Raw genomic sequence first — 26,942 nt, forward strand, 5'->3', positions numbered from 1 at the left:
TTGAATCCGTCTAATAGGTTGAGGTGATTGAGAATGAAACCATTTAAATATTGGAGTCAGCGTTTGAGTATGCTTTTGATGCTAGTCATTATTGTTGGCTGTGGAATATCGAATAAGGGGGAAATAACATCCAAACCCCATGAAACGAATACGGAAGAAGTGGCAAAGGAATCAACGAAGGGATGCCCGGGAACCATTGAATGGATTGATTTTCTGATGTTCAATGATGTTACATACTTTCAAAACAACGAAGGGACCAAAGAGGTACCTGCAGAGCAAATTGGGGACAGGATAGGGGAAGTGAGCTACATGCTGAACGAGCATGTGTGTGCGGATCACGTGACCGAGAATGGAGATGCGGCATATCTTCCAATTGGAACGGTTATGTATGAACTAAAAGGTTATAAGTCACATTATCGCGTGGTAGCGAATAATAAGGTTTACGAAGCAAAAGAAAATCCCCATGCGAAGACAATGGGAGACCTGATGGACATTGAAGGCAAAGTGGAAAAAGTCAGCCTTGAAAGCGGCAATGATGGCAGCTCAATCGGTGACTTCCCCCAGGAAGCCGCATCTGAATTCATGAACGAGCTTCTGCCGTTGCGATATGTTGGCTTTGATGAAGTGTATAAGAAATCCAAGCATGAGACAGGAATTTTTTTACGTGTGCATCTTCAAGATGGAACATCATTTCGAATGGTTTATTATCCAAAAGCAAATGCTTTCTCAGCAGGAGCATTTGGAACAGAAAAGTTACAATTGTTAATCGTTTCTCAGAGAAAAGAAATTAAAGCAGCTGCTGGATTATAGAGTGGAGTGGAGGTTCAACAATTCAGCTACAATGACGAGAAAAAGATGATTATAAATGCAGAAGAATTACTGTCTGTTAAATGATACCTGGAACCTATCCACCTACCCTGGTAACAACAAAAAACCAAGGCTTCGAGTTAGTCACTCATTAGCCTTGGTTTTTACTGTGTCTTATTATTGTTATCTGTATCTATCCCTGTATCTGTGTCCTACTTAATTCTATTCTGCTCGTACTTTAAAGAATGAGATCAGTTCTTGCAGCTGCTCGGATACAACCGAGAGTTCATCGGAGGCACTCACAATGGCAGCCATGGAGGCTTCCTGCTCTTCAATGGACTGCTCAATTTGTTTACTGCTATTCGCTGCCTTGCTGACATTGGCAGAGAGTTCATCCGCCGTAGCAGACATTTCTTGTGTACTTGCCGAGATTTCTTCGGTAGAACTGGAGATATCCTGAATCTGGTTTGCAACTTTATTCGTAGCAGTCAGAATATTCTCGAAGAATACACCTGTCTCTTGGGTAACTTCCAAGCCTTTCGTTACTTCCTTGGAACCCAACTGCATCGCCGCGGCAGACTGAGTGATATCCCGCTGGATCTCCTCAATTAACTGTCGAATCTGCTTGGCTGATTCCTGGGATTGTTCCGCCAGATTACGCACCTCGCCTGCAACCACGGCAAAACCTCGTCCTTCTTCACCCGCGCGTGCTGCCTCAATGGAAGCATTGAGCGCCAGTAAGTTGGTTTGTCCGGCGATCTCCGTAATGAGATTAACAATGTTGCTAATCTCATTCGAGTTATTTTCCAACGACTGAATCGAGTTCGACGTATTTTGTACTGCACCGGAGATCAAGCGCATCTGCTCAATAACTTGCTGCATCACCACATTACCTGTACTGGAGCGCTGCTCCATGCTGAGTGCTTCGTCTGCCACATCAGCTGAACTGCTGGCGATGGTCTGTACGACCGTTGACATCTCTGTCATGGCACGTGCATTCTCTACCGTTGCTTTGTCCTGAGACACCAGTCCGGTGGATATCTCCCGAATATTGGTGCTGATGGATTGAATGTTCACATTATTTTTCTCGGAAATGCCCAGTAGTTGTTTGGAGGATTCCGAGAGGTGATGTGAAGTATTCTGTACTTTGTAGATGGTTGTATTGAAGCGATGGATCATCGCATTAAACTTCTCGTTGATGATACCCAGATCATCTCGCCCGGTGTCGATGATTACGTCCAGATTACCCGTGCTGACTTCTTCGATACCTTTCATCAGGTTGCGAATTGGAAGCAACGTTCTTTTCAGCAATATGAATTGCAACACCATGAACAGGATCAGGAATCCGACAAGGAACATCAATCCGTACGTAAGCAATTCCTTAAGTCCTTTTGGAACGGCACTTGCATCAACATCGAAGTAAAGAGCAGCGTACATGGAGCCATCTGCATTATTAATAGGGTAGATCAGTGTGGTCCAAGTTCCGTACTCGTCCGTGTAGAAATCACTGAAAGCAGGCTTCCCGTCCTTTTTCATCTGTTCCAGCACCACAACGTTATTTTGAGGTAGAGGATACATGGCACCTGCGGGCAGATTACCTTCCTCAAATGGTTGCAACAGGTTCGTTGGAATGGCGATGATGGACGTTCCGTCTCCTTCTTCAAGTTCTGAACCGAAAATGTACGCCTGTGCGATATTTGGATAGAACTCATGGATGGAATCAAGGTAAGCTTTCATTTCCTGCTGTACAGGACCGGAGTAGCTTTTTTCCTTAGCCGCTTCTGCCACTTTGGCAGTGTCGAGATCATCGTACCATTTCTGGGTGATGACGGTAGCCTGGTCGTGCAGCTGTTCAACCAGAATGTTTTTCTGCAATTGATATGCGGCAGTGATCAGGATTACACCAATCAACGTGATACTGCCGAATGAAATCACCAAATTTTTGATAAAGAAAGGCATGGTACTCCAGCGAAGCTTATTAAACAAGATGGTTCACTCCTTCTACAAATATGAAAATACACTATACCTGGATGGGGTGCTATACGCTATGTAATCTAACGAATATTTAGTTGGAAATGATTATCGTGCAACTTCTATAATTCTTATTTTTACTGTGGTTACGTGACATTCTCTTATGATGCAGTGTGCTTCTTGCATTGTTACAAGTTCTACTTCACTTATAGGACCCCCAGGTAAGTTACTTCGTAGAATATATCGTTATAAAGTCATATTAATATTAGCTTTTCGTGCAAAAATGGTTCTAAGGTACTGGTTCTGTGGGCGTGTTTTTCGTTTTCGATCTTTATTATTACGTTTGTTAATGCAAGGTCAGAAGGACTGAAACATGATATAACAAGACGTTGGATTGATGACTAATTTCAAAATAAACGGGACTCCCCTTTCATAAAGGGGACCTTTTGGGTTTGTTTGCCATGACCTAAAGAAAACACAAGAGAACGAAAAGACAGTCCATTGTTGCCCTTATGCAGGAGCGCTAAGATAAAGTTGTTAAAGCGTTTACATTATGGATTGAAGGGAGCTTAACTCGGATGCCAGAAATTACGATCAGGCTGTATGAAGGCAGGACGGATGAGCAAAAGCAGGAGATAGTGGAGGTGTTCACACGCGAGCTCTCGCGTATTATCGACCGTGAGCCGAATTATATTTCCGTTGAATTTAATGAAATCCCATGGGACGAGAACGTTCCTGATAATTTGAGAGCCATGCAAACACAGAAGCAGGGAGGGGAGAAGACGTGAAGCCGACGGATATCGTGCCACCAAGCCGGGGAACAACCGGACTTCACTCGTCTGGTCTGGGCACCCGGCTCGGAGATACAGGACGTTATCTGTGGCGATACCGGATCCTATATCTGCTCTCCGTACCGGGTATCCTGTATTTTTTCCTCTTCAAATATGTGCCTCTCTTCGGCTCCATCATTGCCTTTCAGAACTACAACATTTTCAAAGGTATCACCGGCAGTGATTGGGTAGGATTGGAACATTTCCAGAAGATGTTCAGCCATTATGACTTTTTGCGAATTCTCAATAATACACTTCTGCTTGGACTATATGATCTGGTAATTGCATTCCCGGTACCGATCTTACTGGCCATTCTGCTAAATGAAGTACGGATGATTGTATTTAAGCGGTTGCTGCAAACGATTGTATACATGCCTCACTTTCTATCCTGGGTCGTTATTAGCGGAATTTTCATGGGCATTTTCTCGATGGATGCCGGGGTGGTGAACAAGGCACTTGGGTTTCTGGGGATGCAACCAATCTACTTTCTTGGAGAAGACTCGTATATTCGTTCCATTCTGATTGGTTCCGGCATCTGGCGTGACTCCGGGTATGGAACGATTATTTTCCTGGCAGCCATTGCCGGCATCAATCCCGATCTGTATGAGGCGGCAGAGGTGGATGGAGCCGGACGTTTGAAGCAAATATGGTCGATTACCCTGCCATCCTTGCTGCCGACGATTATGATCCTGCTCCTGCTGCACATTGGGAAGTTCCTCGATCTGGGCTTTGAGCGTGTGTTTGTATTCCTGAATCCGCTCAATCTGGAATCGGGTGAAATTCTCGATACGTATATTTACAAAGCCGGGCTTCTCTCACAGCAATACAGCTATACAACGGCCATCGGATTGTTCAAGTCGGTCGTGGGTTTGATGCTTGTTCTACTCGGTAATTTCTTCAGCAAAAAAACAACCGGCGAAAGCCTGTATTAGGAGGCGAGCTCTATGCGTACCCCCAGTGTCCGTTACCGTATATTTCGCATTGGTAATCTCGTTTTTCTAACGCTGCTCTCGTTGACGATGATTCTGCCTTTCATTAATGTGCTGGCCCAATCACTCAGCAGCTCGGAAGCGATCATGGGTGGAAAGGTTAGCTTCTGGCCTGTTGATTTTACCTGGATCAATTATGAATATGTATTCGGGGATGCTGCATTCTGGCGGGCATTTGCGGTATCGGTTGGGGTGACGCTGTTCGGGACGCTAGTCAATCTTGCTGCAACGGCATCTCTTGCGTATCCTGTGTCTCGTCCCGAGTACAAGGGACGCTCTCTCGTTGTCATGTTTGTTCTGGTAACCGTCGTATTCTCGGCGCCGCTCATTCCGAACTTTATCCTGATGAAGGAACTGCATCTGGTCAACAATCCACTGGTGCTGATTGTGCCGGGAGCGATTAATGCCTTTAATTTCTTCGTTATGCGCTCGTTCTTCGCACAGCTGCCGGGTGAGCTGATTGACGCTGCTCGTATCGATGGCTGTGGAGAATTCGGTATCATCTGGCGTATCGTCATCCCATTGTCCAAACCGGCCATGGCATCACTCGGTATTTTCTATGCGGTAGGCCACTGGAATGCGTATTCCACGGCGCTCTATTATCTGAATGATCCGGCCTGGTGGCCGATCCAGGTAACACTCAAGAAGCTGTTTGAAAGTGACGATATTTCCGTCGATCCAGGTTCTGCCGTCTATAGCACCCTTGCGCATACATCGCCGGAAGGCATCAAAATGGCAACCATTATTATCGCCACCTTGCCGATCATTATCATTTACCCTTTCCTGCAAAAGCATTTTGTAAAAGGAATCATGGTCGGCTCCGTCAAATCTTAAGTACAAGCAACATACAGATCTGACGGAAACGGGGGAATGGCGATGTTCAGAATCTTGATTACGGACGATGAGCCCATGATTCGAATGGGTCTGGCGAAGATGATCAAACAAGCGGGACTGTTCGACTGTGAGATTCGGCAGGCTGCACATGGGGAAGAAGCTCTCCAGATGATGGGAGACTTTCGGCCGCACATCCTGTTTACGGATATCCGCATGCCAACGATGGACGGTATTGAACTATGCCGTCGTTTATCCGAGCAAGGCAGTACGATACGCATTATTGTGGTTTCCGGTTATTCGGACTTTGAATATGCAAGAGCCTGTATGGATTATGGGGTAAAGCGATATTTGCTGAAACCTGTGGGAAGACAGGAGCTTCATGAACTGCTGCTCAAATTGCTGGCATCCGAAGAGGATAAACCTACGGTTTCTCTTGTACCCGTGAGGGAGCTGAACGATTGGGCGATGCGTCTGGAAGAGGCGATATGGGAGCTAAGGCAATCCGATGTGACGGAGTTGCTCGCAGCATGGTCAGATCGTTATCCGGCATATGCCCTGATGCCTGAGCAGACAGCGGAGCTTTTTCAGGAATTGCTGGAATTGATTGTAGCCAGAATGAATGCACGGGGAAACGGAACGATGAGTACGTCCAGCCAGATTAATGAAAGCGCTTCCTCAAAAGAGTGCTTCAAGGCTCTGGGCAACGAAATCCAGATGTTGATGAAAACGATCAAGGAAAAGCGCAGCGGCAAGCGCAAGCATCCGGTGGAAGAAGCTAAGGCTTATCTGGAACAGCATTTGCGCAGGGAAGTGTCACTGGACGAGATTGCCGCCAAGTTGGGACTGAACCCGTCCTACTTCAGCCAACTGTTTAAACAGACGACAGGTCAGACCTTTATTCAATACCGGATACGCAGCAAAATGGAACTGGCCAAACGCATGCTGGAACAGCCGGGCAACCGGATTACGGATATATCCTACGAAGTGGGGTATGCGGATCATCCCCATTTTACCAAGACATTCAAGAAGATTACCGGACTGACCCCGTCCGAATACCGTAGCAAGTTGGGCATTGAATGATGAAGCGCAGCCTGTCGATCCGCCTGTTCTTTCATTTTGCCATCGTAATTACGTTGTCCCTGTCTGCTATCGGCTTGTTTACCTACACCTATGCCTCAACTGAGATGAACGACCAGTTGGCGGGCAACATCGCCCAAACGATGCGTAATACGGCGTACCAAACCGACCTGTATTTGCAAAATTATGATCGCTCAACGTACTCTATCCTCTCTAATGGAAGTGTGAAGCATTTCCTCGATATGAATTGGGAGGATAGTTATGCCTATTACGAGTACAGCCGTCAGATTAAAAGGAACGTGTTCCCGCCTGTATTTATGTTATATCCACAGATCAAGTTCCTGTATGTTATCGGGGAGAACGGGCGGGTTGTCATCGATGACAACCAGAATTCAGCGGGCATACCCGATATCGATGCTGCCCAGCAGTATAAGGAGCTGCTCGCTGCAACCCCTGCGAATGGCGAATCGACGTTGCTCACCCGCAGTATTCGCAGTGGACAGAGTTCGAATGTCATTACGATTGCACGCCGGATCAGGGGGATGTCCTCCTACACACCAAACGGAGTGCTGGCGATGGAAGTGAATGTGCTGGAGCTTGACAACATCTGGGGAGAACTCGATCTCGGTCAAGGGGGATATCAGTATGTGATGGATCAGAACGGAAATGTCATCTACCTTCCTGCGGTCGAGGAGGCGCAAACCGTGATGTCATCCAGCACCGTGGACAGACTTATGCACATGGAGGCAGGGTCACTGGAACAGAACACGGATGGCACCAAACGGCTCTTTATATCGGAACTGTCTGCCTATTCGGGCTGGCGCTTTGTCGCTTCCGTGCCGCTGTCGGAGCTTCAAAGGCCGATTGCAACGATTCGCTCAGCTACATTATGGGTTGGTGCAGGAACCTTGCTCGCTGCGCTTGTTGTGGCGTATCGGATCGGAGCATCTCAAGTGGAACCCATTCGGGTGCTGATGAACGGAATGAGACAGACGGAGAAGGGAATCTGGAACAAGGTGGAGATGAAGGAAAGGCGTGATGAGATCGGCGTGCTGATCCGCAGCTATAATCTGATGGTCAGCCGTCTGTCGGACATGATTGAGAGTGTATACGAGTCGGAGCTGCGTCGCCAGAAGTCGGAAATTGAGCTACAGCAGGAGGCGTTGGAACGACACCGTGCGGAATTTCAGGCGCTCCAGTTGCAGATCAATCCGCATTTTCTCTACAACACGCTGGAGACGATCAAATGTTATGCCGTTGTACAGGACTCCGAAGAAATTGCACAGATGGTGGAATCGATGGCCCATATGCTCCGTTATTCCATTCAGACCAATCTGGAGGAAATTACGGTGGCCAATGAGTTGAAGCATGTGCTCGCCTACCTTTCTATCATGAAACATCGCATGGATCGGGAGCTTGAAGTGGAGGTCATCATTGCACCGGATCTGTTGCTAGAAAAAATGGTTCGTCTCACCCTCCAGCCCCTGGTGGAGAATGTGCTGCAACATGCGTTTCCACAGGGCATGGAACCGGGTCATTATATCCGCATCGATGCTCGGCGCCTGGAAGATCGCTTCCTTGTGATCGTGCAGGATAACGGCATGGGCATGAACGATGAACGCCTGAAGAAGCTGCGTGACCGTCTGGAATTAAATCGTCTGGCAGGGGAAGATTCCGATGATGTCTACCATCGTGGAGGCATTGGTCTTATGAATGTCCATCGACGGATTCAACTGGTATTTGGAGAAACGTATGGCTTGATGATTGAGAGTGAGCGAGGCTTGGGAACGACCATTACGATGGCGCTTCCGGCCGATCAGCACAGCAAGCGGATTTAATGTAATTGAAACCAATAACAGGGAGGAAGATCAAACATGAATATTAACTTGCAGAACAAAATTGCGTTGGTAACAGGTTCCAGTGGAGGGATTGGCGCTGCTATTGCCGGGTCATTGGCTCGCTGTGGGGCAAAGGTGGCTGTGAATGGTCTGCATAATATGGAGCGGGCGGAGGAGGTCGTGGCAGCGATTCGGAATGCTGGCGGTGAAGCGGCGGCATTTCAGGCCGATGTGACCGATATGGATGCCATAGAATCGATGGTTGGGGATATCACGCTTCGTTTCGGCGGTCCAATTGACCTGTTGATCAATAATGCGGGGCATCTGGTGGAGCGGAGCCCTATTGAAACGATGAGCGAGGAGCTTTACAGCCGGATTATGGATGTCAATCTGAAGAGCGCCGTATTTGTCTCCAAAGCGGTCATTCCTGGCATGAAGGCGGCTGGAGGCGGACGAATTATCAATCTAACCTCGGTAGCGGCTCATAACGGGGGTGGGCCGGGTGCAGCTATTTACGCAGCCTCCAAGGCGGCTGTCATTGCGTTAACCAAAGGGCTTGCCAAAGAACTGGCTCCTGGGGGGATTACGGTTAATGCCCTTTCACCGGGCTTCATTGGACAGACGGCATTCCATGCTACGTTCACCTCTGCAGAAGGCCGGTCTTCTGCAGTAGGCAGTATCCCGCTTGGACGGGAAGGGACTCCCGATGATGTTGCAGGAGCGGCGCTGTACCTGTGTTCTGACCTGGGGGCTTTTATCACCGGAGAGACGATAGAAATCAATGGCGGAATGTACATGCGTTGAGGCTACAACATTGCGATAAGGAGGAAACGATACGATGGAAGTGAAACGGAAGCTTGCAGAAAGACCGTTGTACCAACCTATTAGCGGGCCGTTCCATGTGGACTATGCACCTGATGAACATACCATTCTGGCAGAGAATCCGCCAAGGTTTACCTGGATGGCGGCACAGCAGGAGGATGAGAATGCCTATCTGCTGCAAGTATCGGCGAGCCCTTCTTTTCAGAAAGAAGAGACGATGACCTTTACGCCGCTCCCGTATAATTTTTTCACACCTGACCGGGTGTTTGAACCTGGAGAGTATTATTGGCGATATGCGCTGCTTGTGGATCATCCAGTGCAGCAAGGAAGCGAAGCCGAAACGGATGCCGTGCAGGAGAAACAGCAGGAAATGTCATCATGGAGTGAGGTACGGCGGTTTACGGTTCCAGCGGGACTACCGGAGACACCTCTACCCTCCCGGGCACAGCGATACGTTTGCACAGACACATCTCACCCACGGCTGTGGCTTGGTGAGCGTGGACTGAATGCGCTTGCCGATGGTGTTGCGTCCGACTCCACGTATTGCGGCTGGGATGTGTTTATGGCAAATTCCGTGGAACCGTGGGCAGACCGTGAGCCAATTCGTGAACCGCTGCCTTACCCGGAGAACAAACGTGTCGCCACGTTGTGGAGACAAATGTACATTGACTGTCAGGAAGTGTTATATGCCATTCGTCATCTGAGTATCGCTGGGCGGGTGCTTCGAGACGAACGGCTGCTTGAAGCGGCGAAAACCTGGCTGTTGCATGTGGCGGCCTGGGATACGGAGGGAACAACCTCCCGCGATTATAACGATGAGGCAGCCTTTCGGGTCGCAGCGGCGCTTGCTTGGGGCTATGACTGGCTGCATGATGAGTTGAACAGTGAAGAGCAAGATGTGGTAAGACGCAGTTTGCTGCGGCGGACAGAACAGGTAGCCCAGCATGTAATGGTCCGCTCAAAGATTCATCATGTGCCCTATGACAGCCATGCAATTCGTTCATTGTCTTCCGTACTTGTACCGTGCTGTATGGCTTTGTTGCATGAGGAGCAGCAAGCTGCAGCGTGGCTGGATTATGCGATCGATTATTATGCCTGTCTGTACTCCCCTTGGGGTGGCAGTGATGGGGGTTGGGCCGAAGGACCGATGTACTGGACAACAGGCATGGCCTATGTAACCGAAGCGATGAATCTGCTGCGAAACTATGCGGGCATCGACTTCTTCCGTCGACCGTTCTTCCAGCGTACCGGGGATTTTCCACTCTACGTGTACCCGCCTGATGCACGGCGCGCCAGCTTTGGGGATCAGTCTACGCTGGGTGACCCGGTCAATTTGAAAACAGGCTATCTTGTGCGCCAACTGGCAGGTGTTACAGGCAACCGCTGGTACCAGTGGTACTTTGAGCGTGTACGCCAATCCGATCCGGGGACAGAGGGAGCCTTTTATAACTACGGCTGGTGGGATTTTAACTTTGACGAATTGGTATATCGCCACGATTATCCGCAGGTGGAGGAAGAGTCACCTGTGAACATCGAGCCGCTCAAATGGTTCCGGGATGTGGGATGGGTAGCTATGCATCACCGGATGGATGATCCGGATGAGCATATGATGCTGCTACTCAAGTCAAGCCGTTACGGCTCTATCAGCCATAGCCATGCGGATCAGAACAGCTTTACCCTGCATGCATTCGGTGAGCCGCTTGCGGCGGATACCGGCTATTATATCGCGCATGGAAGTTCCTTTCACCGGGAATGGCGCAGGCAGACACGCTCCAAAAACAATCTGCTGATTGGCGGAGCAGGTCAGTATGCCGAGAACAACAAAGTGCTGAACATGGCGGCAACCGGGCAGATCGAAGATGCCTATTGGCGAGACGGTGATGGTTATGTGCGCGCGGTAGCGACCGATGCCTACGCCAGCACCGTACCGCATGTGAAGCGTGTTGTACGGGAAATACATTTTCTGCAATCATCCTACTTCGTCATTGTGGACCACATTGACCTGAAGAAGCCGGACAGTGTTCAATGGCTATTCCATGCACTACACCCGTTACAGCTGAAAGGGCAGACCTTCCGTCTGAACGGTACTAAGGCAGGGCTTGAGGGGACATTTGTCTATGCTTCCTCCGGTGAACTGTCGCTCAGCCAGACGGATCAATTCGCAGAGGTGGACCCGGCAGAGTATGAAGGGCTGGACAGACATTATCATCTAAGCGCGGAAACACGGCCTGCTTCAAGCCATAGAATTGTAACGCTGCTTGTGCCATATAAGATTGAGGAGCCGAAGTATGTCCCTTATTTCATCGATGACCAGGATCACGGCATTCATCTCTATTTTACCGACAACGGTATAACAAAGAAGATCGAGGTATCCAAGACGTACTAGTTAAGATGAACTGAATATTTACACAAGAACGAAGAATGCAGAACCCATCTGAAGAAGCGAAGCGTTCGCTAAAGCTTTCTGTAAGAAAGCTACATCGGAAGCATACGCTTATCCCCGGATTTTCCCCTCCGAAAAGGGAATCAAAAAAATCTGGGGATAACTAGCGATCGGAAGAGGGTACTGCAATCGCAGTGGCAGAGTGTTGACCTAAAGAAAACGCAATCTAATCTAAAACATCCCCATTGTTGCAGGCGGTGGGGATGTTTTAACATCTATTTGAAAGCGCTTCACCAACGAGTGGTACCTAAATCTAAATCAGGATGAAAAGAGGGGTAGCATGAAAAAGTGGATGGTCACAGGCATGGCGCTATTGCTGGCGACAACCGTCATGGCGGGATGCAACACTGGAAGCGGGGCGAAATCCGGTGAGAATGGGGGAGACGGCAAGACGAGGTTCTCCATGTCACTGCGAACGCTGGCGTATACGTATGTGGAGAAGTCGCCCGACATCAACCAGGATAAATGGGTGAAAAGGCTGGAGGATCTGACCAATACCGATCTCAAAATTGTCCTGGTGCCTCATAAGGAATATGAGCAGAAAATGGTGCAAATGTTTGCCACCAATGATATTCCTGATGTGGTGCAGGGTGACGGCGGCGTCAACGGCAAGGAGATGGCCGGCTCGGTCGAAGCCGGAGTATTTCAGCCACTGGATGAGTTGTTGCAGCAGTATGGGCAAGATTTACTGAAAGCCGTGCCGAAGGAAGCCTGGGACCAGGTCACCCATGACGGCCAGATCTATGCCATCCCTGAATATTTATCCAATCCATCCCGCCGGGCAACCTGGATTCGTAAGGATCTGCTGGATCAAACCGGATTGCCGGTGCCTACTACGGTGGAGGAGACAATGGAAGTGCTGCGCGCCTTTAAAAAGCTTGGCGTGGAGAATCCATATATGGGGCGTGAGGATTTCAAATATGCGGATACCTTCTTTGGTGCCTATGATGTGCAGCAGTTCTTGTCCATGATGGAGCAGCAGGGCGACCAGATTGTACCGAAGTTCATGGATAACGAGAATATGCAGCAAGCCCTGACGGTGTATAAGACGATGTATGAGGAAGGGCTTATCAACAAAGAGTTCGCAACGATTAATTCCACCGTATTCAAAAATACGATCCTCTCCGGCAAAGCGGGCATGTGGTCCATGAATGCCAACGAACTGATCCAGTGGGAGAAGCAGATTAAAGCGTCGGTTCCCGATGCCAAAATCGAGATTATCCCTTCCCCTGTCGGCCCGGACGGAAAAGGCGGTTATTATCTGTACGGTCCTGTGACACGTGCCTACTTTATTAATAAGGATGCGGCCGATCCGGCTTCCATTATCCGTTTCTTCAACTGGATGGTGTCTGACGAAGCGGAGAAGTTCTTCACGTACGGTACGGAAGGAGAGACCTATACAGAGGATAATGGTGTGATTTCATATACAGCTCCGACAGACTCTGCTGGCGTGGACGAGGAGCGTTACCGTCAATCGTTCTTATGGTTCGTACAGGATACAACATACAACAAAGGCTCCCTATCCCTGACTGAAGAAGGCAAAAAGCTGATGAATATTTACGATACGGTTTTAGCCAAAGAAGGTCGGGATGGCATTAACTTTGATCCGCGTTTGGAAGCTTTTGTACAGAATCCCGATATTGCTCCCAATTCGGATACACCTCCTCAGGTATTGCTCACACACATGATCAAGATGGTATATGGCAAGGAGCCGATCTCCGATTGGCCGAAGGTAGTTGAAGAATGGAAATCCAAAGGCGGGGATCAGGCCATCAAGGAAGCCACAGAGAAGTTCAAGAACGGTGAAGGCGTGTCGGCACCGCGTCGATAGAATTGTACTGGATAAGCAATGATTACCATCAGCAATCGCAAGGGTATAACGTCAGGAGATTGGACTACCGTGCGGAGGGGATACAAGTGAATAATTTGTTCAAAACGTGGAAAAAACGCGTTGTCCTTGTTGCCATGTCTATGATTCTCATTAACGGCACCATCGTTCCCATGCATGAAGTCCGGGCGATGGAAGATGTTGTTCCTAGCTCTATTCGTAACCCTATACAGGAAGAAAGAGAGAACGTCCCGGAGCCGGAGGGCCCGGAGCTGGAGATTTACGCGGAAAACTTTGATGACCCGGACAATTTTGGCTCTACAGGTGGAATTGCATTGAGAGCTCCCTGGTCGCAGGAAGGGGCAGGTGGAAGCAAGGCCAAGACGTCATCTTCCACCACGGCTCCCTCGCTGCCCAATATGATCAAGATGGACGGAACCGATGCGCTTGCACTACCTCTCAACTTGACTGGATACGGAAATATTCGGCTGAGCTACTACACTCGTGCTTCCTCCTATATAACTGGAAGTGTGATTATCGAATGGTCGAAGGATGGTGGCACATCCTGGACGACGCTGGAGACATTTGAACTTCCCCCGGGCACCCCGGACCTGAAGAATAAGGAAGGCAATACGCTAAAAAGCTGGACGCTGGGTTCGGAAGCGAACAATAACAGCACGGTCAAAATTAGATTTCGGACAGGAGATGCCATGCAGGCCAACATGTATATCGACAATGTTGCCATTTACGGTCAGGCTATTCCCGGAATAACGCCTGCCCCATCCCCGGTGCCACCTGGAGAGGGGAATACTGAATTCACGCCACCGCAAGGAGTGACTTTATATGAGGATGTGGAGATCGGTACGGCTGGTGGGCGGGCGATGTATTCATCCATTGCCGTTCCCGAGACAGCGGCAGCAGAACCGATGCCAGTCATGGTCTATATCCATGGAGGTGGATGGAATCACGGGGACCGGAAGCAGGCACTGAACTCCATATGCAACTATGTACTCAAACGTGGTTACATCGGTGTGTCTCTGGACTACCGACTGACGCCTGAGGCACCTTTCCCTGCCCAGATTCAGGATGTAAAGCTTGCTATTCGATACCTGCGAGCTCACGCTGAGCAGTACAATCTGGACCCAAGCCGTATTGGTGTCTGGGGATCATCGGCGGGCGGACATCTCGCTGCATTGCTCGGTACAACAGGGGACATGGTCGCTGGTGACACTGTAGAGCTCGATACAGGGGTGACAGTAGATATACCTGATCTGGAAGGTTCAGGCGGATGGTCTGAGTATTCCGACAAAGTGCAGGCGGTCGCTGACTGGTACGGACCTGCTGATTTTACAACGACATTTGCTAATAACTATAGCTCGGTCACAGCTCTGCTTGGCGGGCATCGCGCGTTCGATGTTCCGGAGCAGGCCAGACTTGCCATGCCGGGCACGTATGCCTCACCAGATGATCCACCATTCTGGATTCGGCACGGTGATGCTGACGCCACTATTCCCTATACCGACAGCGTTACTTTCGCGGGACAGCTTCAATCTGCGGGTGTGCCGATTGTGGATATGAAAGTCGTGCCTGGTCAGGGCCATGGATTTACAGGAACCGCTTCCGAGACTGCGAATGCAGAGGCATGGGCTTTCATGGATGAACATGTGAAGAACCGGATCGTTACGGAGCCTATTATTTTCAAAAGCAATCCTGAAGACACTTCGCCTGAAGATGAAGAAGTGGCTGAAGAAAAACCGTTGATTGAAAAGGTCATCGCCAGTAAGCTGCCAAGCGACGATGCGGCGATTGACAGCAGCAAGTCTGACCTGAATTTCAATCAGGCCACGGGCTCCAGTACCGGATTACTAAGCATCTCTTCCACTTCTTCAACCAAGAAATATGTGTACTTCAAATTTGATATGTCCGGAAATGAGCCGGAAGGAGATCGGTATCGATTGCGGATTGCAGCCAAGAAAGGCACATCAAATATCGATACCACGTTGTCTCTGTACGGTTTGAATGTAACAGACTGGAGCGAATCATCGTTAACCTGGTCGAATGCTCCGGTCCAAAGTCTGAGCGAAGGTTCGCTGCTCGGCACATTCCAGGTTACGGCAGATCGGAATGGAAGTCCGGCCGTCTACGAAGTGGATGTAACCGATGTTGTGAAGAATCGTCCAGATGCGGATCAGGTTGCATTTTTGCTTGCGGATGCGGAATCAACGGGTGTTTCCGTGAACGTATACACCAAGGAAGCGAACGGAACGAGCAATCCGCGTCCACAGTTAGCAGTCATTGCTTTGATCGAAGAAGGCAGTGACACGCAGTCACCCGAATGGGAGCAGGGAGCTGAGCTTGAGATTCGCAACTGGGGGACAGATTTTGCGGAACTGAGATGGCCAGCGGCCAGCGATGATACAGCTGTATCTGCCTACCGAATTTATCGAGATGGAGTCCTGCTGGCAGAACAAAGTAAGCGGTCATTTCATGACAGCGAACTTGCAGCTGGGACATCGTATACGTTTCAAGTGAAAGCAATTGACGAGGCGGGCAATATCAGCAGTGCTTTATCAACCGAAATGACAACCCTAGACGTCCCGTTATCGTCCCTGCCTGTGGCTTCTGTAACGGCAAGTGGCAGCGACGGCAACCTGGCGACCAATACCCTCGACAATAACAGCTATACACGCTGGTCTGTTGCCGGGGAGGGGCAATGGATCACATTTGATCTGGGTCAGATACAGTCAGTGGGTTATGTGGGGATTGGTTTTTACAAAGGGGATGTCCGAAAGACCTTTTTTGAGATGGAATCGTCTGTTGACGGTGAGCAGTGGACCCAGGTATTCAACGGCGAAAGCAGTGGGGATACAATCGAAATGCAGGCATTTGATATCCCAGACACTTCTGCACGTTATGTACGAATCACAGGGCATGGCAATTCAGATGCGAGTATTTACACAAGTCTGACCGATGTGCATCTGTATGCCCCTTTTGCAGGGGGAGGGACACCTGTGGCTCTGATTCCATATATCGTGCCACAACCACCTGAAGGGACGATGCCCTTTATCGCCCCAGGTCTGACGGAAACAGATGGCACACCACATGTTGTCCATGTTCCACATGCCGTGACCGGACGTACAATTGATGTACGGGATTTTGGAGCAAATCCTGCCGACAACACGAGTGATGACCGACCAGCAATACAGGCTGCTATTGATGAGGCTGAGGTGGGTGATGAAGTGTTTTTACCCAATGGAGTGTACAATTTGTTATCCGGGCCGGATGGAACCACCAACCTGATGCTCAAATCCGGCGTGAATCTGAGAGGAGAGAGCCGTGAAGGAACCGTGCTCAAGACATCGCTGGATCAGGTAACGGGCAGTGCCGTTCTGAAGGCATCAGCTCAGCATAGCATTCTCGTATCCAACATGACCCTAACTTCATCCTGGTCCGGCAGCTACACGACGGATCATCAATCCAATAATCCCTCCGCTGGGGGGCCGGATAGTCTGATTCACATCGCCAATTATGGTGAGTTACCATCGTATGACATTACAATTGAAGGCGTAATTGTGGAGAAGTTCAAACGAATGGCGATCCGAATTGAGCACAGCCGCGATGTTGTTGTGAAGCATGCAACCTTTCGCAATGCAACAGATCTGGGCCCCGGAGGTTCAGGATACGGAATTTCGATTCAGGGAACGGCCAAGACCGATCGACTTGGTTTTGATAATGATACGTTATGGAATGTGGTGGAGGACAGTGCATTTGAGGGTCCTTATCTCAGACATGGAGCACTGATTCAGTTTGTGGCTCACAATAACGTGTTACGCGGCAATACATTTAATGGAACCAAGCTGGATGCCATTGATCTTCATGGTGAACTGGAGTATTTGAATGAAATCTCCGGCAATGTCATTACGGATGTGCTGACAGGTGCAGGGATTGGGCTTGGCAATACAGGGGGTTCAGCGCCCAGCAACCACAGCAAGTCTGGCAAAGGAAACTACATTCATGACAACACAATCAAGAACAGCCGGATCGGTATTTCGGTGACGATGGGTACTCCCGATACTCTAATTGAAGATAATCTCATCGAGAATACAACCACGATTGCAGATGCGGCTGGAATCAAAGTATTAAATGGACCAGGTACGGTAATTCGCGGCAATGTGATTCGTAACAATACTGCCAGTGGATACTGGGGCGTACGGCTTGAGCGCGACAAAGGCGATGCTGGAGCTGGCAATATAGGCGAAGGGAATCCCGAGAATGTGTTGATCGAGGATAACCGAATCGAAGGTAACACAAACGGAATCGGCTTGTTTGCCGGAGTCGGCATTCTGCTAAACGCTAACATTCTAAACAACGTGAATGAGGACTACTACCAAGCAGAAGGTGTGACCGTTACCGAACTATAAAGGATCAGAATAAGTAGCCTAGCAGGTATCTATATAAGTTGAAGCTCAATTTTACACCTAAACGGAGAGTGCAGAACCAATTTGAAGAAGCGTAGCGTTAGCCTTTTATCACCGGATTTTCCCCATAAACAAAGGGAATGATGAAAATCTGGGGATAAGAGCGATCGGAAAATGGTACTGCAATCGGAGTGATAAGGTGTAACATTCATAGTTCAACTTATGTAGCCTGATGGGCTACTTTTTGTTGTAGTCGTTTTTTTGTTGTAGTCGTTATTTAAGATTCACTAAAGGTTCGTCCTCTACCATGGTTACATAAGCCTCAGTTGCTTAACAGAAACCAAGAAGGAGGATTCATCATTTGAATATACTATTACGAAAAGTTGCAGTAACGGCATTATCCGTGACTATGGTAACGTCATCTTTTGGCCTGATGGCAGGTCCAAATACGGCATTTGCCGCAGAGAGCACAGCGACAACCGCGAGTGCAGGCGTGACACAAGCTTATGAATCGTTGTTCCAGACGGACAACGTGATTGATGTGAATGTAACGATTGATGATGCAGACTGGAAGAGTATGCTTGAAAGTCCGCTCGATAAGGATTACAAGAATGTGAGTGTGGACGTGGACGGCAACAAGCTGGACAACGTTGGTTTCTCCACCAAGGGGAATCTGACCTTGAAAGCCGTAGCCTCGATGGAGGATTCGGATCGATACAGCTTCAGACTGAAGTTCGATAAATACGACAAAACACAAACCTTGCTCGGACTGGACAAAATGGTGCTCAATAACAACTATGCAGATCCATCCTATATGCGTGAGGTACTTCACTATGAAGCGCTTCGCAGTATTGGCATGGATGTGCCGATGACAAACTATGTTAATCTGTATGTTAATGGCGAACTGGTCGGTTTCTACACCGGGGTTGAAGCCGTAGATGACAGTTACTTGGAACGCAACTACGGTGAGGATTACGAAGAAGGCGTGCTATATGATACAGATGAGAAGAGTTATCTTCAATATGAAGAGGGCAGTGACTACAGTACAATCACCAAAGACTTGGGTACGGATAAGGACAAAGCCAAACTAAAAACCTTCATCCAAACGCTGAACGAGATGCCAGAAGGTGAAAAGGGTGATATCGAGAGCGTGCTGGACGTGGATTCGGCGCTTCAATATATTGCAGGCAACATGGTTTTCGGCAACTATGACAGCTATAGCGGCGACAAAGGACATAACTACATGCTCTATGGCGATGAGGATGGCAAGTTTACCGTTGTACCTTGGGACTTTAACATGTCCTTCAACGGATACTCGGGTGGAGGCGGACGTGGCACAACAACCGGATCAACCACGACCAACACCAACGCAACGAACGTATCTGTGGACGAGCCTGTACTAGGCATTAGCATGGAAAATGTACCGATGATTAACAACCTGCTTGCTGTACCGGAGTATAAGGAAAAATATATGAGCTACGTCAATGAACTGACGGACTATATGGAAGGCATTCAGAATCGTATTACTGATCTTGCCAATGAGATTCGTCCTTATGTAGAAGCAGATCCAACGAAATTTTATACGACCGAACAGTTTGAATCCAACATTGCTTATTCTGCCAATGCAGATGTCGCAGGGGGGATGGGCGGTACACCACCTGAAGGATTTGAGGGAATGACACCACCTGAGGGTATGGAAGGCATGACACCGCCGGAAGGTTTCGAAGGAATGACACCTCCAGATGGAGCAACACCTCCGGATGGCACAACGGGAACAGGAACAACAGATAGCACAGGCAATACGCAGACGCGTCCTGGCGGTAACTTTGGCGGTGGAGGCGGAGGTATGGGTTCCATGGCAGCCGGGTCACTAACTACATTTGCACTGAATCGTCTTGCAAATCTGCAAGAGCAACTTGGGCGTGAAGTAACGCCACTGCCTGAGACCTCGGAAGAGACAGGCTCGAATACTTCATCTGGAACAACCGACAAAACCATTACCGTAACACTCGATGGTAAATCAATCACCTTCCCGGATCAGGACCCACTGCAGCAAAGTGGCCGAGTGATGGTACCTGTGTATGCAATCCTCGAAGCACTTGGTGCAGAAGTGACTTGGGACAAAACGGCGAAGACCGTAACAACCGTTCTGAATGACCAGACTCTTGTGCTCAAGATCGGAAGTAGCACAGCAACGGTAAATGGAGAGACAATTGAAATTGATGCCCCCGCGATCATTCAAAACAGTCGTACACTCGTACCCGTTCGCTTCATTTCAGAAGGACTGGGATTAGCCGTGGATTGGGATCAAGCTGCTGCACAAGTAAGCCTTACATCCAAATAAGCAATATCTTCTGCGGAGCAACGTTGTGGTACGGAGAGAGAGAAGGGATTCGATGGTCAGATCGAATCCCTTTTTGTTCTGCTTTTGTAGATTAGAAAGGAGCGAAGACATATCTAATTTATCGTTCCAGATTGATATTTAATTTCCAACCAGCAGATCATTCTCACATAATTACGGAGAAAGCGGAAAAACTTTGATTTTTAATTTCAAATAAATGTGATAAAAGTCACTGAAATATTATAAAAAATGTGAATACTCCTACCGATATGACTATAGTGATATTCGAAACAGACTCGAAATCGGCTTGAATATCCCCACAATTACATAGGGAAAAGGGTGGCTCACACACATGCGAAGCATGAGCATCGGTACCAAAATCAGTTTGATCGTTATCAGTATATTTATCGTCTTCTCCTCAGCCGTGGCGGTAAGTGTAATCATGGAGATGAGACAGGGGATTACGACATTCGCTACAGAGAAGGCGAAGCGAGATTTGGAGATGGCGAATAGTATCATTACATATAAGTATCCAGGAGAGTGGGCCATTCAAGACGGACAATTATTCAAGGGAGATATCGCGCTGGAAGGTAACTTCGAACTGGTGGATGAGATTGGACAAGCATCTGGGGACACGGTGACCATCTTCCGAGGTGATGAACGTGTCGCTACGAATGTTATGATAAACGGGGAACGTGCTGTTGGCACGAAGGTATCTGAAGAGGTCGCCCAGATCGTTTTGCAGCAAGGGGAAAAATACTTCGGTGAAGCCGTGGTTGTGGGTCAGAAATATCAAACGGCCTATGAACCCATCAAGAATGCATCCGGGGAGATTATCGGCATTTTCTATGTTGGTGCTTCTCAATCATTAATTGATGTGATTATCTCCTCGTTCCTCAAGACATTCCTGATCGTATTCCTGCTCGCAATGTTGGTCGCAATTACCCTGATCCTGTGGTACGTTCGCAGGGTGAGAGTACGAATCGAACGGGTATCCGTGGCAATTAAGCGGGCGGGCACAGGTGATTTTACACAGCCTGTAGTCGATAACGTCCAAGATGAAATTGGCATGCTGGGCACGGGATACAATGAGATGAGAAGCAATCTGCAGATGATCATTCAGGGTGGACTTCAAGCTGCGGAGAAAGCAGAGCATTCGACTGGATTGCTGCTCAAGATTGCGGATCAGACGGGTAATGAATCGGCACAGATCGCCTCTTCTGTTGAACAAGTCGCGCAGGGAGCCGAGCGTCAGACGGTCAGTACGGAAGAAAATCTGCAGGCGATGGAAGAAGTGGCTATAGGCGTACAACGTATGGCAGACAAGGCCTCCAGCATTTCTGACTCTGCTATGTATTCACGCAACCAGGCAGAGACCGGAGGTGAAGCGGTGCAACGTACCGTTCAGCAGATGTCTACGATTGAATCCTCCGTTACCAGAACGGATGAAGTCATTCGCATGCTGGAAGGGAAGTCGGCACAGATTAGCCAGATGGTTTCCACCATTCATGAGATTGCAAATCAAACGAATCTGCTCGCCCTCAATGCATCCATTGAAGCGGCAAGAGCCGGGGAACATGGTAGAGGATTTGCCGTGGTATCTACCGAGGTTCGTAAACTGGCTGAACAAGCGGGAGACTCTTCAGATCGTATTGAAGAACTGGTCAAAGCCATGGAACAAGATATGCAGCAATCGCTATCGGCCATGTCAAAAGTGAAGGATGAAGTGCAAGAAGGGCTGCGCTTGACCCGGGAAACGGAACAAAACTTCAGACTGATCCGGGATACGAACTTGCGTATGGCGACAGAGATTGAGGACATGGCTGCGACGAGTGAAGAGATGTCCGCAGGCGTGGAGCAGATTGTGGCTTCCGTACATGAGATCGCTCGCCATGCGCAGACGGCCAGTACCAATTCACAGCAAGCTGCCGAATCTGTTCATGAACAGCTCAAGTCGGTAGAGCAGATCAAGGCTTCTGCGGCTATTTTGTCTGATGTGTCGACGGAACTCCAGACTTCACTTCGTCCGTTTAAGATATAATATCTGTTACAATAGGGAAAAGGAGGGACTTCAATATGGCCCCTGATAAAACAAAACTTTTCCCCAATGAGAATATCCGCACCGTATGTTACATTCAAAACCTGCCGCCTCGTTCCAACGTGGACATCGGTGATTATACGTATTATAGCGATAACAGCAATCCGCCAGAGCAATTCTATGACCGGATACAACATCATTATGACTTTATTGGTGATCGCCTGGTTATTGGCAAGTTCTGTGCAATTGCGGAAGGTGTGACATTCATTATGAATGGCGCGAATCATCGGATGGAGGGCATGACGACGTATCCTTTTAACATTTTCGGTGGAGGATGGGAGCGCGTGACACCTACACTTGAGCAGCTTCCATATAAGGGTGACACGATACTGGGGAACGATGTATGGCTTGGACACCATGTGACGATCATGCCTGGTATCACGATTGGAGACGGGGCAATCGTTGCCTCCAATTCAACTGTTGTGAAGGATATCGAACCCTATACGATTGTTGGTGGTAATCCAGCCAAAACTGTTAAAAAGCGTTTTGATGAAGAAACAATTGCACTGCTGCTGGAATTGAAGTGGTGGGATCAGGATGAGGAGTGGCTGGATACGCACCTGGAACGTCTTGTCTCTACATATGATCTAGAGATATTACGCGGACTTTTGAACAGCAAGTAGAGCAGGTAGAAAGTGTATTTAACCAAAGCAAATCAGGCCCTGGACCGTTTTGAGCGGATCAGGGCCTCTTGTTGTCCAAGATGAAATGTTAGATTAGCGGATGGGGGGACGTAGAGTACAATCAGACTTTGCTAGTGGGGGTTTTGAATGAGTATGAGTTTCTGCATGATCCGTGTTTGTCTGTTTGCCTGAATAAAAGTTAATGATATCATCAACGGTAGTAAACACGACATTTAAATCCATATTATCATTGTGTGTTTGAATAAAAACCTCTTTTCAATGGGTTGTTGCGTTGTTTAATTTAAAGCTTCTTTCATGCTTAAGCCTGCTGTGAATACAGGAACTTTACCTGCAGGTAGTTGAATTTCTTTGCCTGTTCTCCGACTTCTTCCCGTTCTTGCCTCACGCTTCTGTACTTCAAATTTCCCGAATCCAACCAGTTGAACTTCTTTACCTTCTTTGAGAGCTTCCAGAATTGAGTCCAGTACAACGGTTACCGCCTTTTCAGCATTCTTCTTGGAGAAACCGCCAGCCTTGGCTACTTCTGTGATCAATTGTTCTTTATCCATGGGGAATACCTCGCTTTCATTGTTGGGGTGTGAAATTCTGTGCTGTACAACCTATGAGTAAATAAAAAGCTGCCTTATTAATAAGGCAGCTTTCATATAATTAAAGTTTAGTAACGTTCTCAGCTTGTGGTCCACGGTTACCTTGAGTTACTTCAAATTGAACGCGTTGACCTTCGTCCAAAGATTTGTAACCTTCACCTTGAATTGCACTGAAATGAACGAATACGTCTGTTCCTTCTTCAGTTTCGATAAAGCCGAATCCTTTATCCGCGTTGAACCATTTCACTGTACCTGTTTGCATGTGATTCCTCCAAAAAATAAGTTTTTAGCCGATCATTATGACGAGTATATTTAAAAAATTGACACTCACCTGGTGCATTTAAACCACAGACTTGATGTCCGCTAATGTATCGATTAATATTATAATACCATGTCCGCTAATATAAGTCAAGATTTGGAGGTAATTTCTAATGAATCAGTCATCAGGGATTTCGGTGCAGCGGGAGCCAACGATAGAAGAATTCATTCATATGCTTGCCAATGAGGATGAATTACAGCCCAAAACCGTGAAGGAATATGCAAGTGATCTGAAGCACTTTATCGAATGGTACAAGGAGAACACCCTGCTCGGGGAAAAGGTTACATTGAGAATTGAAGACATAGATACATCCACTTTAGTCCATTATCGTGAAGATTCACACAAGGTTATGCTATTGAAACCAGCCACCATTAACCGCAGGTTGATTACGCTGAAGCGTTTTTTCAAATGGGCAGTCCTGGAATCCAGACTCAATCATGACCCTTCCAAAGCATTAAAATTCATTCCGGAAGACAAAGTCAGTCCACGCCGAATGACATCCGAAGAAGAAGAAGCGTTCCTCGCGGCAGTGGAGTACGTTAACTCTCTTCGTGATCGGACTATCCTGACCCTTATGTTCCATACAGGCTTGCGAACGATGGAGGTATGCAATCTCACGCCTGGTGATATTGAACTTGGTAGACGAAGTGCTTACCTGACAGTGAGAGCCGATAAACGCAACCGGGAGCGTAAGGTCCCTTTGAATATGCAGTGTATTGTAATATTGAATCAGTACTTATCTGATTTTGCTACCGATCATACGTACCTTTTTCCTTCGGAAAAGACAAACGATCGTTTAACGGAGAGAGCACTACGCCATCTGATTAAAAAAGTAATGATTGCAGCAGGGCTGGAAGGACTGAGTTCACATGATCTGCGTCATCGTTTTGGCTACGCCATGGCAGAGCATACGCCACTGCACCGTTTGGCGGAGATGATGGGGCACACCAATCCAGATACGACAATGATTTATATCAAAGCATTAAGTACGAATCAGCGGTGAAAACATGAATAAAGAATCCATATGATACTTAGAATTAAACCCCTCTTATTAGAAGTTCTTCGAAATTTCCGTGTTTGTATTACTTTAACCTAACCTTGGCATTCATATACTCTCCTTCACATTTCACTTAGGCACTGCCCGACAGGGTTGCCTTACCTCTATTTAAGAAAGCGATTACATATCCCTAATAATATTGTATATTATGATGGCAACCTTGGATCTGATCAACATGATTCCTTAGCATTTGGCATAAATTCGGTGAGAAATAAGAAATCCAATGATTCACAATATCACACATATATCAGTTGTTAGGGCATACAGCCCATTATAAAAAGGAGGAATCCGAACGTGTACCGGGTACTGCTGGTGGATGATGAAGAAGATGTGCGGGAAGGACTTGTTGTAGAGGTCGATTGGGAAGCGCTCGATCTGCGGATTGTCGGTTTGGCTGAGAATGGGCGAGAAGCTTTGGAGATGGCGGAGCGGGTGGAGCCGGATATTGTGGTGACCGATATCAGCATGCCCTTCATGAATGGTCTGGAACTCGCGCAAAGATTGAGGAAGCGTAATCCACTTGTGAAGGTGGTCATCTTAACTGGATATGATGAATTTGATTATGCGAGGCAAGCCATCTCGTTAAGTGTGGATGAATATCTGTTGAAGCCGTTCTCGGCAGGACATCTCACCGAACTGCTCACAAGACTGCGCGCCCAGATGGCCGCTGAAGTGGCCGAGCGTGAAGATGTACAGCAGCTGCGTGAGCACTATCATACCAGCTTGCCATTACTGCAAGCAGATCTGATGGCGACCCTGCTCCATCGGCAGAAATCCTCGACATATATTCATAGTAAAGCCAAACAATGTGGTTTGGATCTGGCAGGAAAACGCTACGGGGTGTCTGTATTGACACTGCATATGGAAGGAGATGTGCAGAAGGACAAACCTGAGGAAGTATTCAACGAGCTGCCGCCGCGGCATAACCAATCAACATCTGAGGAAGCGGATCAGTCTGAGCTATTCGTGCCCGGAGGTTCATTGCGTCAATCGGAAGATGCTGAACTGAAACGCTTTGCTGCACTTAACATTGCGGCAGAAGTATGGGCGGAACACGGGGCTGGTCATGCCTTTATGCATCAGGAGACGATTGTCCTGCTCTATGTGGATCGCTTGGGCGGTACAGATGGCGCGAAGCGACAACAGAAGGCATTGGAAAATGTGATGCGCAGCATCAACCACTACTTGCGTATCCCGGCTACGGTGGGATCTGGTCAGATCGTGGATACACTTGCGGAGGTGAATCAGGCCTATGAAGATGCCCTGCTCGCCTTGGATTATCGGCTTGTACCCGGAACGGATTCAATCATATATATCGCGGATGTAGAGCGGCAGACGGCGGGCAAGCTGCGGTTCGACGAGTTGAAGCAGCAGACGCTGACACGTTGTCTTAAGGCGGGTACACAAGTGGAACTGGAGGAAGCACTGGCGATCATTTTCCGGGAAATTACAGTGGAACATGGGCGCAGTGATATTCAGCTCTATCTGATTGAAGTGTTAACAACAGTATGGAAGGCAGCGCAGGCATCCGGAGAAGAGATGGAGGACATCTTTGGAGCAGGGTTCCAATTGTATGCTGATCTGTTCCGACTGCCGGGTCTTACTGACGCACAGAAGAAGGTACGGGAGGTCTGTCTACTTGTACAACATCGCATTGCCAGTGGTCGCCAGCATGTATATAAGGATATTGTTGAGCAGGCGTTAGTCTTCACCAAAGAGCATTATGCCGACCCGGATCTGTCCATTCAGAAAGTGTGCGGACATTTGCATATCAGCTCCGGTTATTTTTGTGGCATTTTCAAAAAAGAAGTGCAGCTTACCTTCCTGCAGTACCTGATGCAGATCCGGATGGAGGCAGCCCGTGAACTGCTTCGCTCGACAGAGCTGAAGTCGTTTGAGATTGCGGAGCAGGTTGGCTTTGCTGAACCGAACTACTTCAGTTTTTGTTTCAAAAAACATATTGGCGTCTCGCCCAAAGAGTATCGTAAACAGGCTTCCCAGGCAGCACATGAAGGTTCAATCCGATGAAGTTCTGGTCC

General features: G+C 48.2%; 18 protein-coding genes. 15 read left to right on the forward strand and 3 right to left on the reverse strand.

Annotated elements, in window-relative coordinates; translation table 11 throughout:
• Positions 1 to 33: 33 nt before the first annotated feature.
• Positions 34 to 810, forward strand: coding sequence for a hypothetical protein (locus tag MKX40_RS05340; RefSeq protein WP_339239998.1), 777 nt, complete (start codon positions 34 to 36; stop codon positions 808 to 810).
• Positions 811 to 1,029: 219 nt separating this feature from the next.
• Here the strand turns inward: MKX40_RS05340 and MKX40_RS05345 are convergent, their stop codons facing one another.
• A complete protein-coding gene (locus tag MKX40_RS05345) occupies positions 1,030 to 2,766 on the reverse strand; it encodes a HAMP domain-containing methyl-accepting chemotaxis protein (protein WP_339242932.1) in 1,737 nt (578 codons plus the stop codon).
• 590 nt (positions 2,767 to 3,356) lie between these two features.
• On the opposite strand from MKX40_RS05345, the gene MKX40_RS05350 reads away from it, so the two are divergent.
• The 12 genes from MKX40_RS05350 (at position 3,357) to MKX40_RS05405 (ending at position 22,919) form a co-directional block, all read left to right on the forward strand.
• Positions 3,357 to 3,566 carry a tautomerase family protein gene (locus MKX40_RS05350; protein WP_339240000.1) on the forward strand — a complete coding sequence of 70 codons (210 nt, stop codon included), beginning with the start codon at positions 3,357 to 3,359 and terminating at the stop codon, positions 3,564 to 3,566.
• A 56-nt stretch (positions 3,567 to 3,622) separates the two neighbouring features.
• Complete coding sequence (locus MKX40_RS05355) at positions 3,623 to 4,540, forward strand: ABC transporter permease subunit (protein ID WP_253442400.1); 918 nt, start codon at positions 3,623 to 3,625, stop codon at positions 4,538 to 4,540.
• Between the two features lie 12 nt (positions 4,541 to 4,552).
• Entirely contained in the window at positions 4,553 to 5,431 is an 879-nt protein-coding gene (locus MKX40_RS05360; protein WP_124117211.1) for a carbohydrate ABC transporter permease, read from the forward strand.
• 42 nt (positions 5,432 to 5,473) lie between these two features.
• The gene (locus MKX40_RS05365; protein WP_339240003.1) at positions 5,474 to 6,511 is read left to right on the forward strand and encodes a response regulator; all 1,038 of its coding nucleotides are present in this window, start codon (positions 5,474 to 5,476) and stop codon (positions 6,509 to 6,511) included.
• Positions 6,508 to 8,346, forward strand: coding sequence for a sensor histidine kinase (locus MKX40_RS05370; RefSeq protein WP_339240004.1), 1,839 nt, complete (start codon positions 6,508 to 6,510; stop codon positions 8,344 to 8,346). Before MKX40_RS05365 ends, MKX40_RS05370 begins: the two co-directional genes overlap by 4 nt.
• Before the next feature lie 36 nt (positions 8,347 to 8,382).
• Entirely contained in the window at positions 8,383 to 9,150 is a 768-nt protein-coding gene (locus tag MKX40_RS05375; protein WP_339240007.1) for a 3-oxoacyl-ACP reductase family protein, read from the forward strand.
• A 34-nt stretch (positions 9,151 to 9,184) separates the two neighbouring features.
• Entirely contained in the window at positions 9,185 to 11,554 is a 2,370-nt protein-coding gene (locus MKX40_RS05380; protein WP_339240008.1) for a DUF4962 domain-containing protein, read from the forward strand.
• A gap of 337 nt (positions 11,555 to 11,891) precedes the next feature.
• Entirely contained in the window at positions 11,892 to 13,442 is a 1,551-nt protein-coding gene (locus MKX40_RS05385; RefSeq protein ID WP_339240009.1) for an extracellular solute-binding protein, read from the forward strand.
• Positions 13,443 to 13,528: 86 nt separating this feature from the next.
• The gene (locus MKX40_RS05390) at positions 13,529 to 17,860 is read left to right on the forward strand and encodes an alpha/beta hydrolase fold domain-containing protein (protein WP_339240010.1); all 4,332 of its coding nucleotides are present in this window, start codon (positions 13,529 to 13,531) and stop codon (positions 17,858 to 17,860) included.
• 358 nt (positions 17,861 to 18,218) lie between these two features.
• Positions 18,219 to 20,201 (forward strand): CotH kinase family protein, encoded by a 1,983-nt coding sequence (locus tag MKX40_RS05395; protein WP_339240012.1) that lies wholly within the window; start codon positions 18,219 to 18,221, stop codon positions 20,199 to 20,201.
• Between the two features lie 349 nt (positions 20,202 to 20,550).
• Positions 20,551 to 22,239, forward strand: coding sequence for a methyl-accepting chemotaxis protein (locus MKX40_RS05400; protein ID WP_339240013.1), 1,689 nt, complete (start codon positions 20,551 to 20,553; stop codon positions 22,237 to 22,239).
• A 35-nt stretch (positions 22,240 to 22,274) separates the two neighbouring features.
• Positions 22,275 to 22,919: a Vat family streptogramin A O-acetyltransferase gene (locus MKX40_RS05405; RefSeq protein WP_339240015.1), complete on the forward strand. Its 645-nt coding sequence runs from the start codon at positions 22,275 to 22,277 to the stop codon at positions 22,917 to 22,919.
• A gap of 296 nt (positions 22,920 to 23,215) precedes the next feature.
• Here the strand turns inward: MKX40_RS05405 and MKX40_RS05410 are convergent, their stop codons facing one another.
• Complete coding sequence (locus MKX40_RS05410) at positions 23,216 to 23,488, reverse strand: HU family DNA-binding protein (RefSeq protein ID WP_169480336.1); 273 nt, start codon at positions 23,486 to 23,488, stop codon at positions 23,216 to 23,218.
• Between the two features lie 100 nt (positions 23,489 to 23,588).
• Positions 23,589 to 23,789 carry a cold-shock protein gene (locus tag MKX40_RS05415; protein WP_017690333.1) on the reverse strand — a complete coding sequence of 67 codons (201 nt, stop codon included), beginning with the start codon at positions 23,787 to 23,789 and terminating at the stop codon, positions 23,589 to 23,591.
• A gap of 169 nt (positions 23,790 to 23,958) precedes the next feature.
• Here MKX40_RS05415 and MKX40_RS05420 point away from each other — a divergent pair, with 169 nt between their 5' ends.
• Positions 23,959 to 24,849 (forward strand): tyrosine-type recombinase/integrase, encoded by an 891-nt coding sequence (locus MKX40_RS05420; protein WP_339240016.1) that lies wholly within the window; start codon positions 23,959 to 23,961, stop codon positions 24,847 to 24,849.
• A gap of 348 nt (positions 24,850 to 25,197) precedes the next feature.
• Entirely contained in the window at positions 25,198 to 26,931 is a 1,734-nt protein-coding gene (locus tag MKX40_RS05425; protein WP_339240017.1) for a response regulator, read from the forward strand.
• Positions 26,932 to 26,942 lie beyond the last annotated feature (11 nt).

It is taken from the genome of Paenibacillus sp. FSL R5-0517 (assembly GCF_037974355.1).
Classification (GTDB): Bacteria; Bacillota; Bacilli; order Paenibacillales; family Paenibacillaceae; genus Paenibacillus.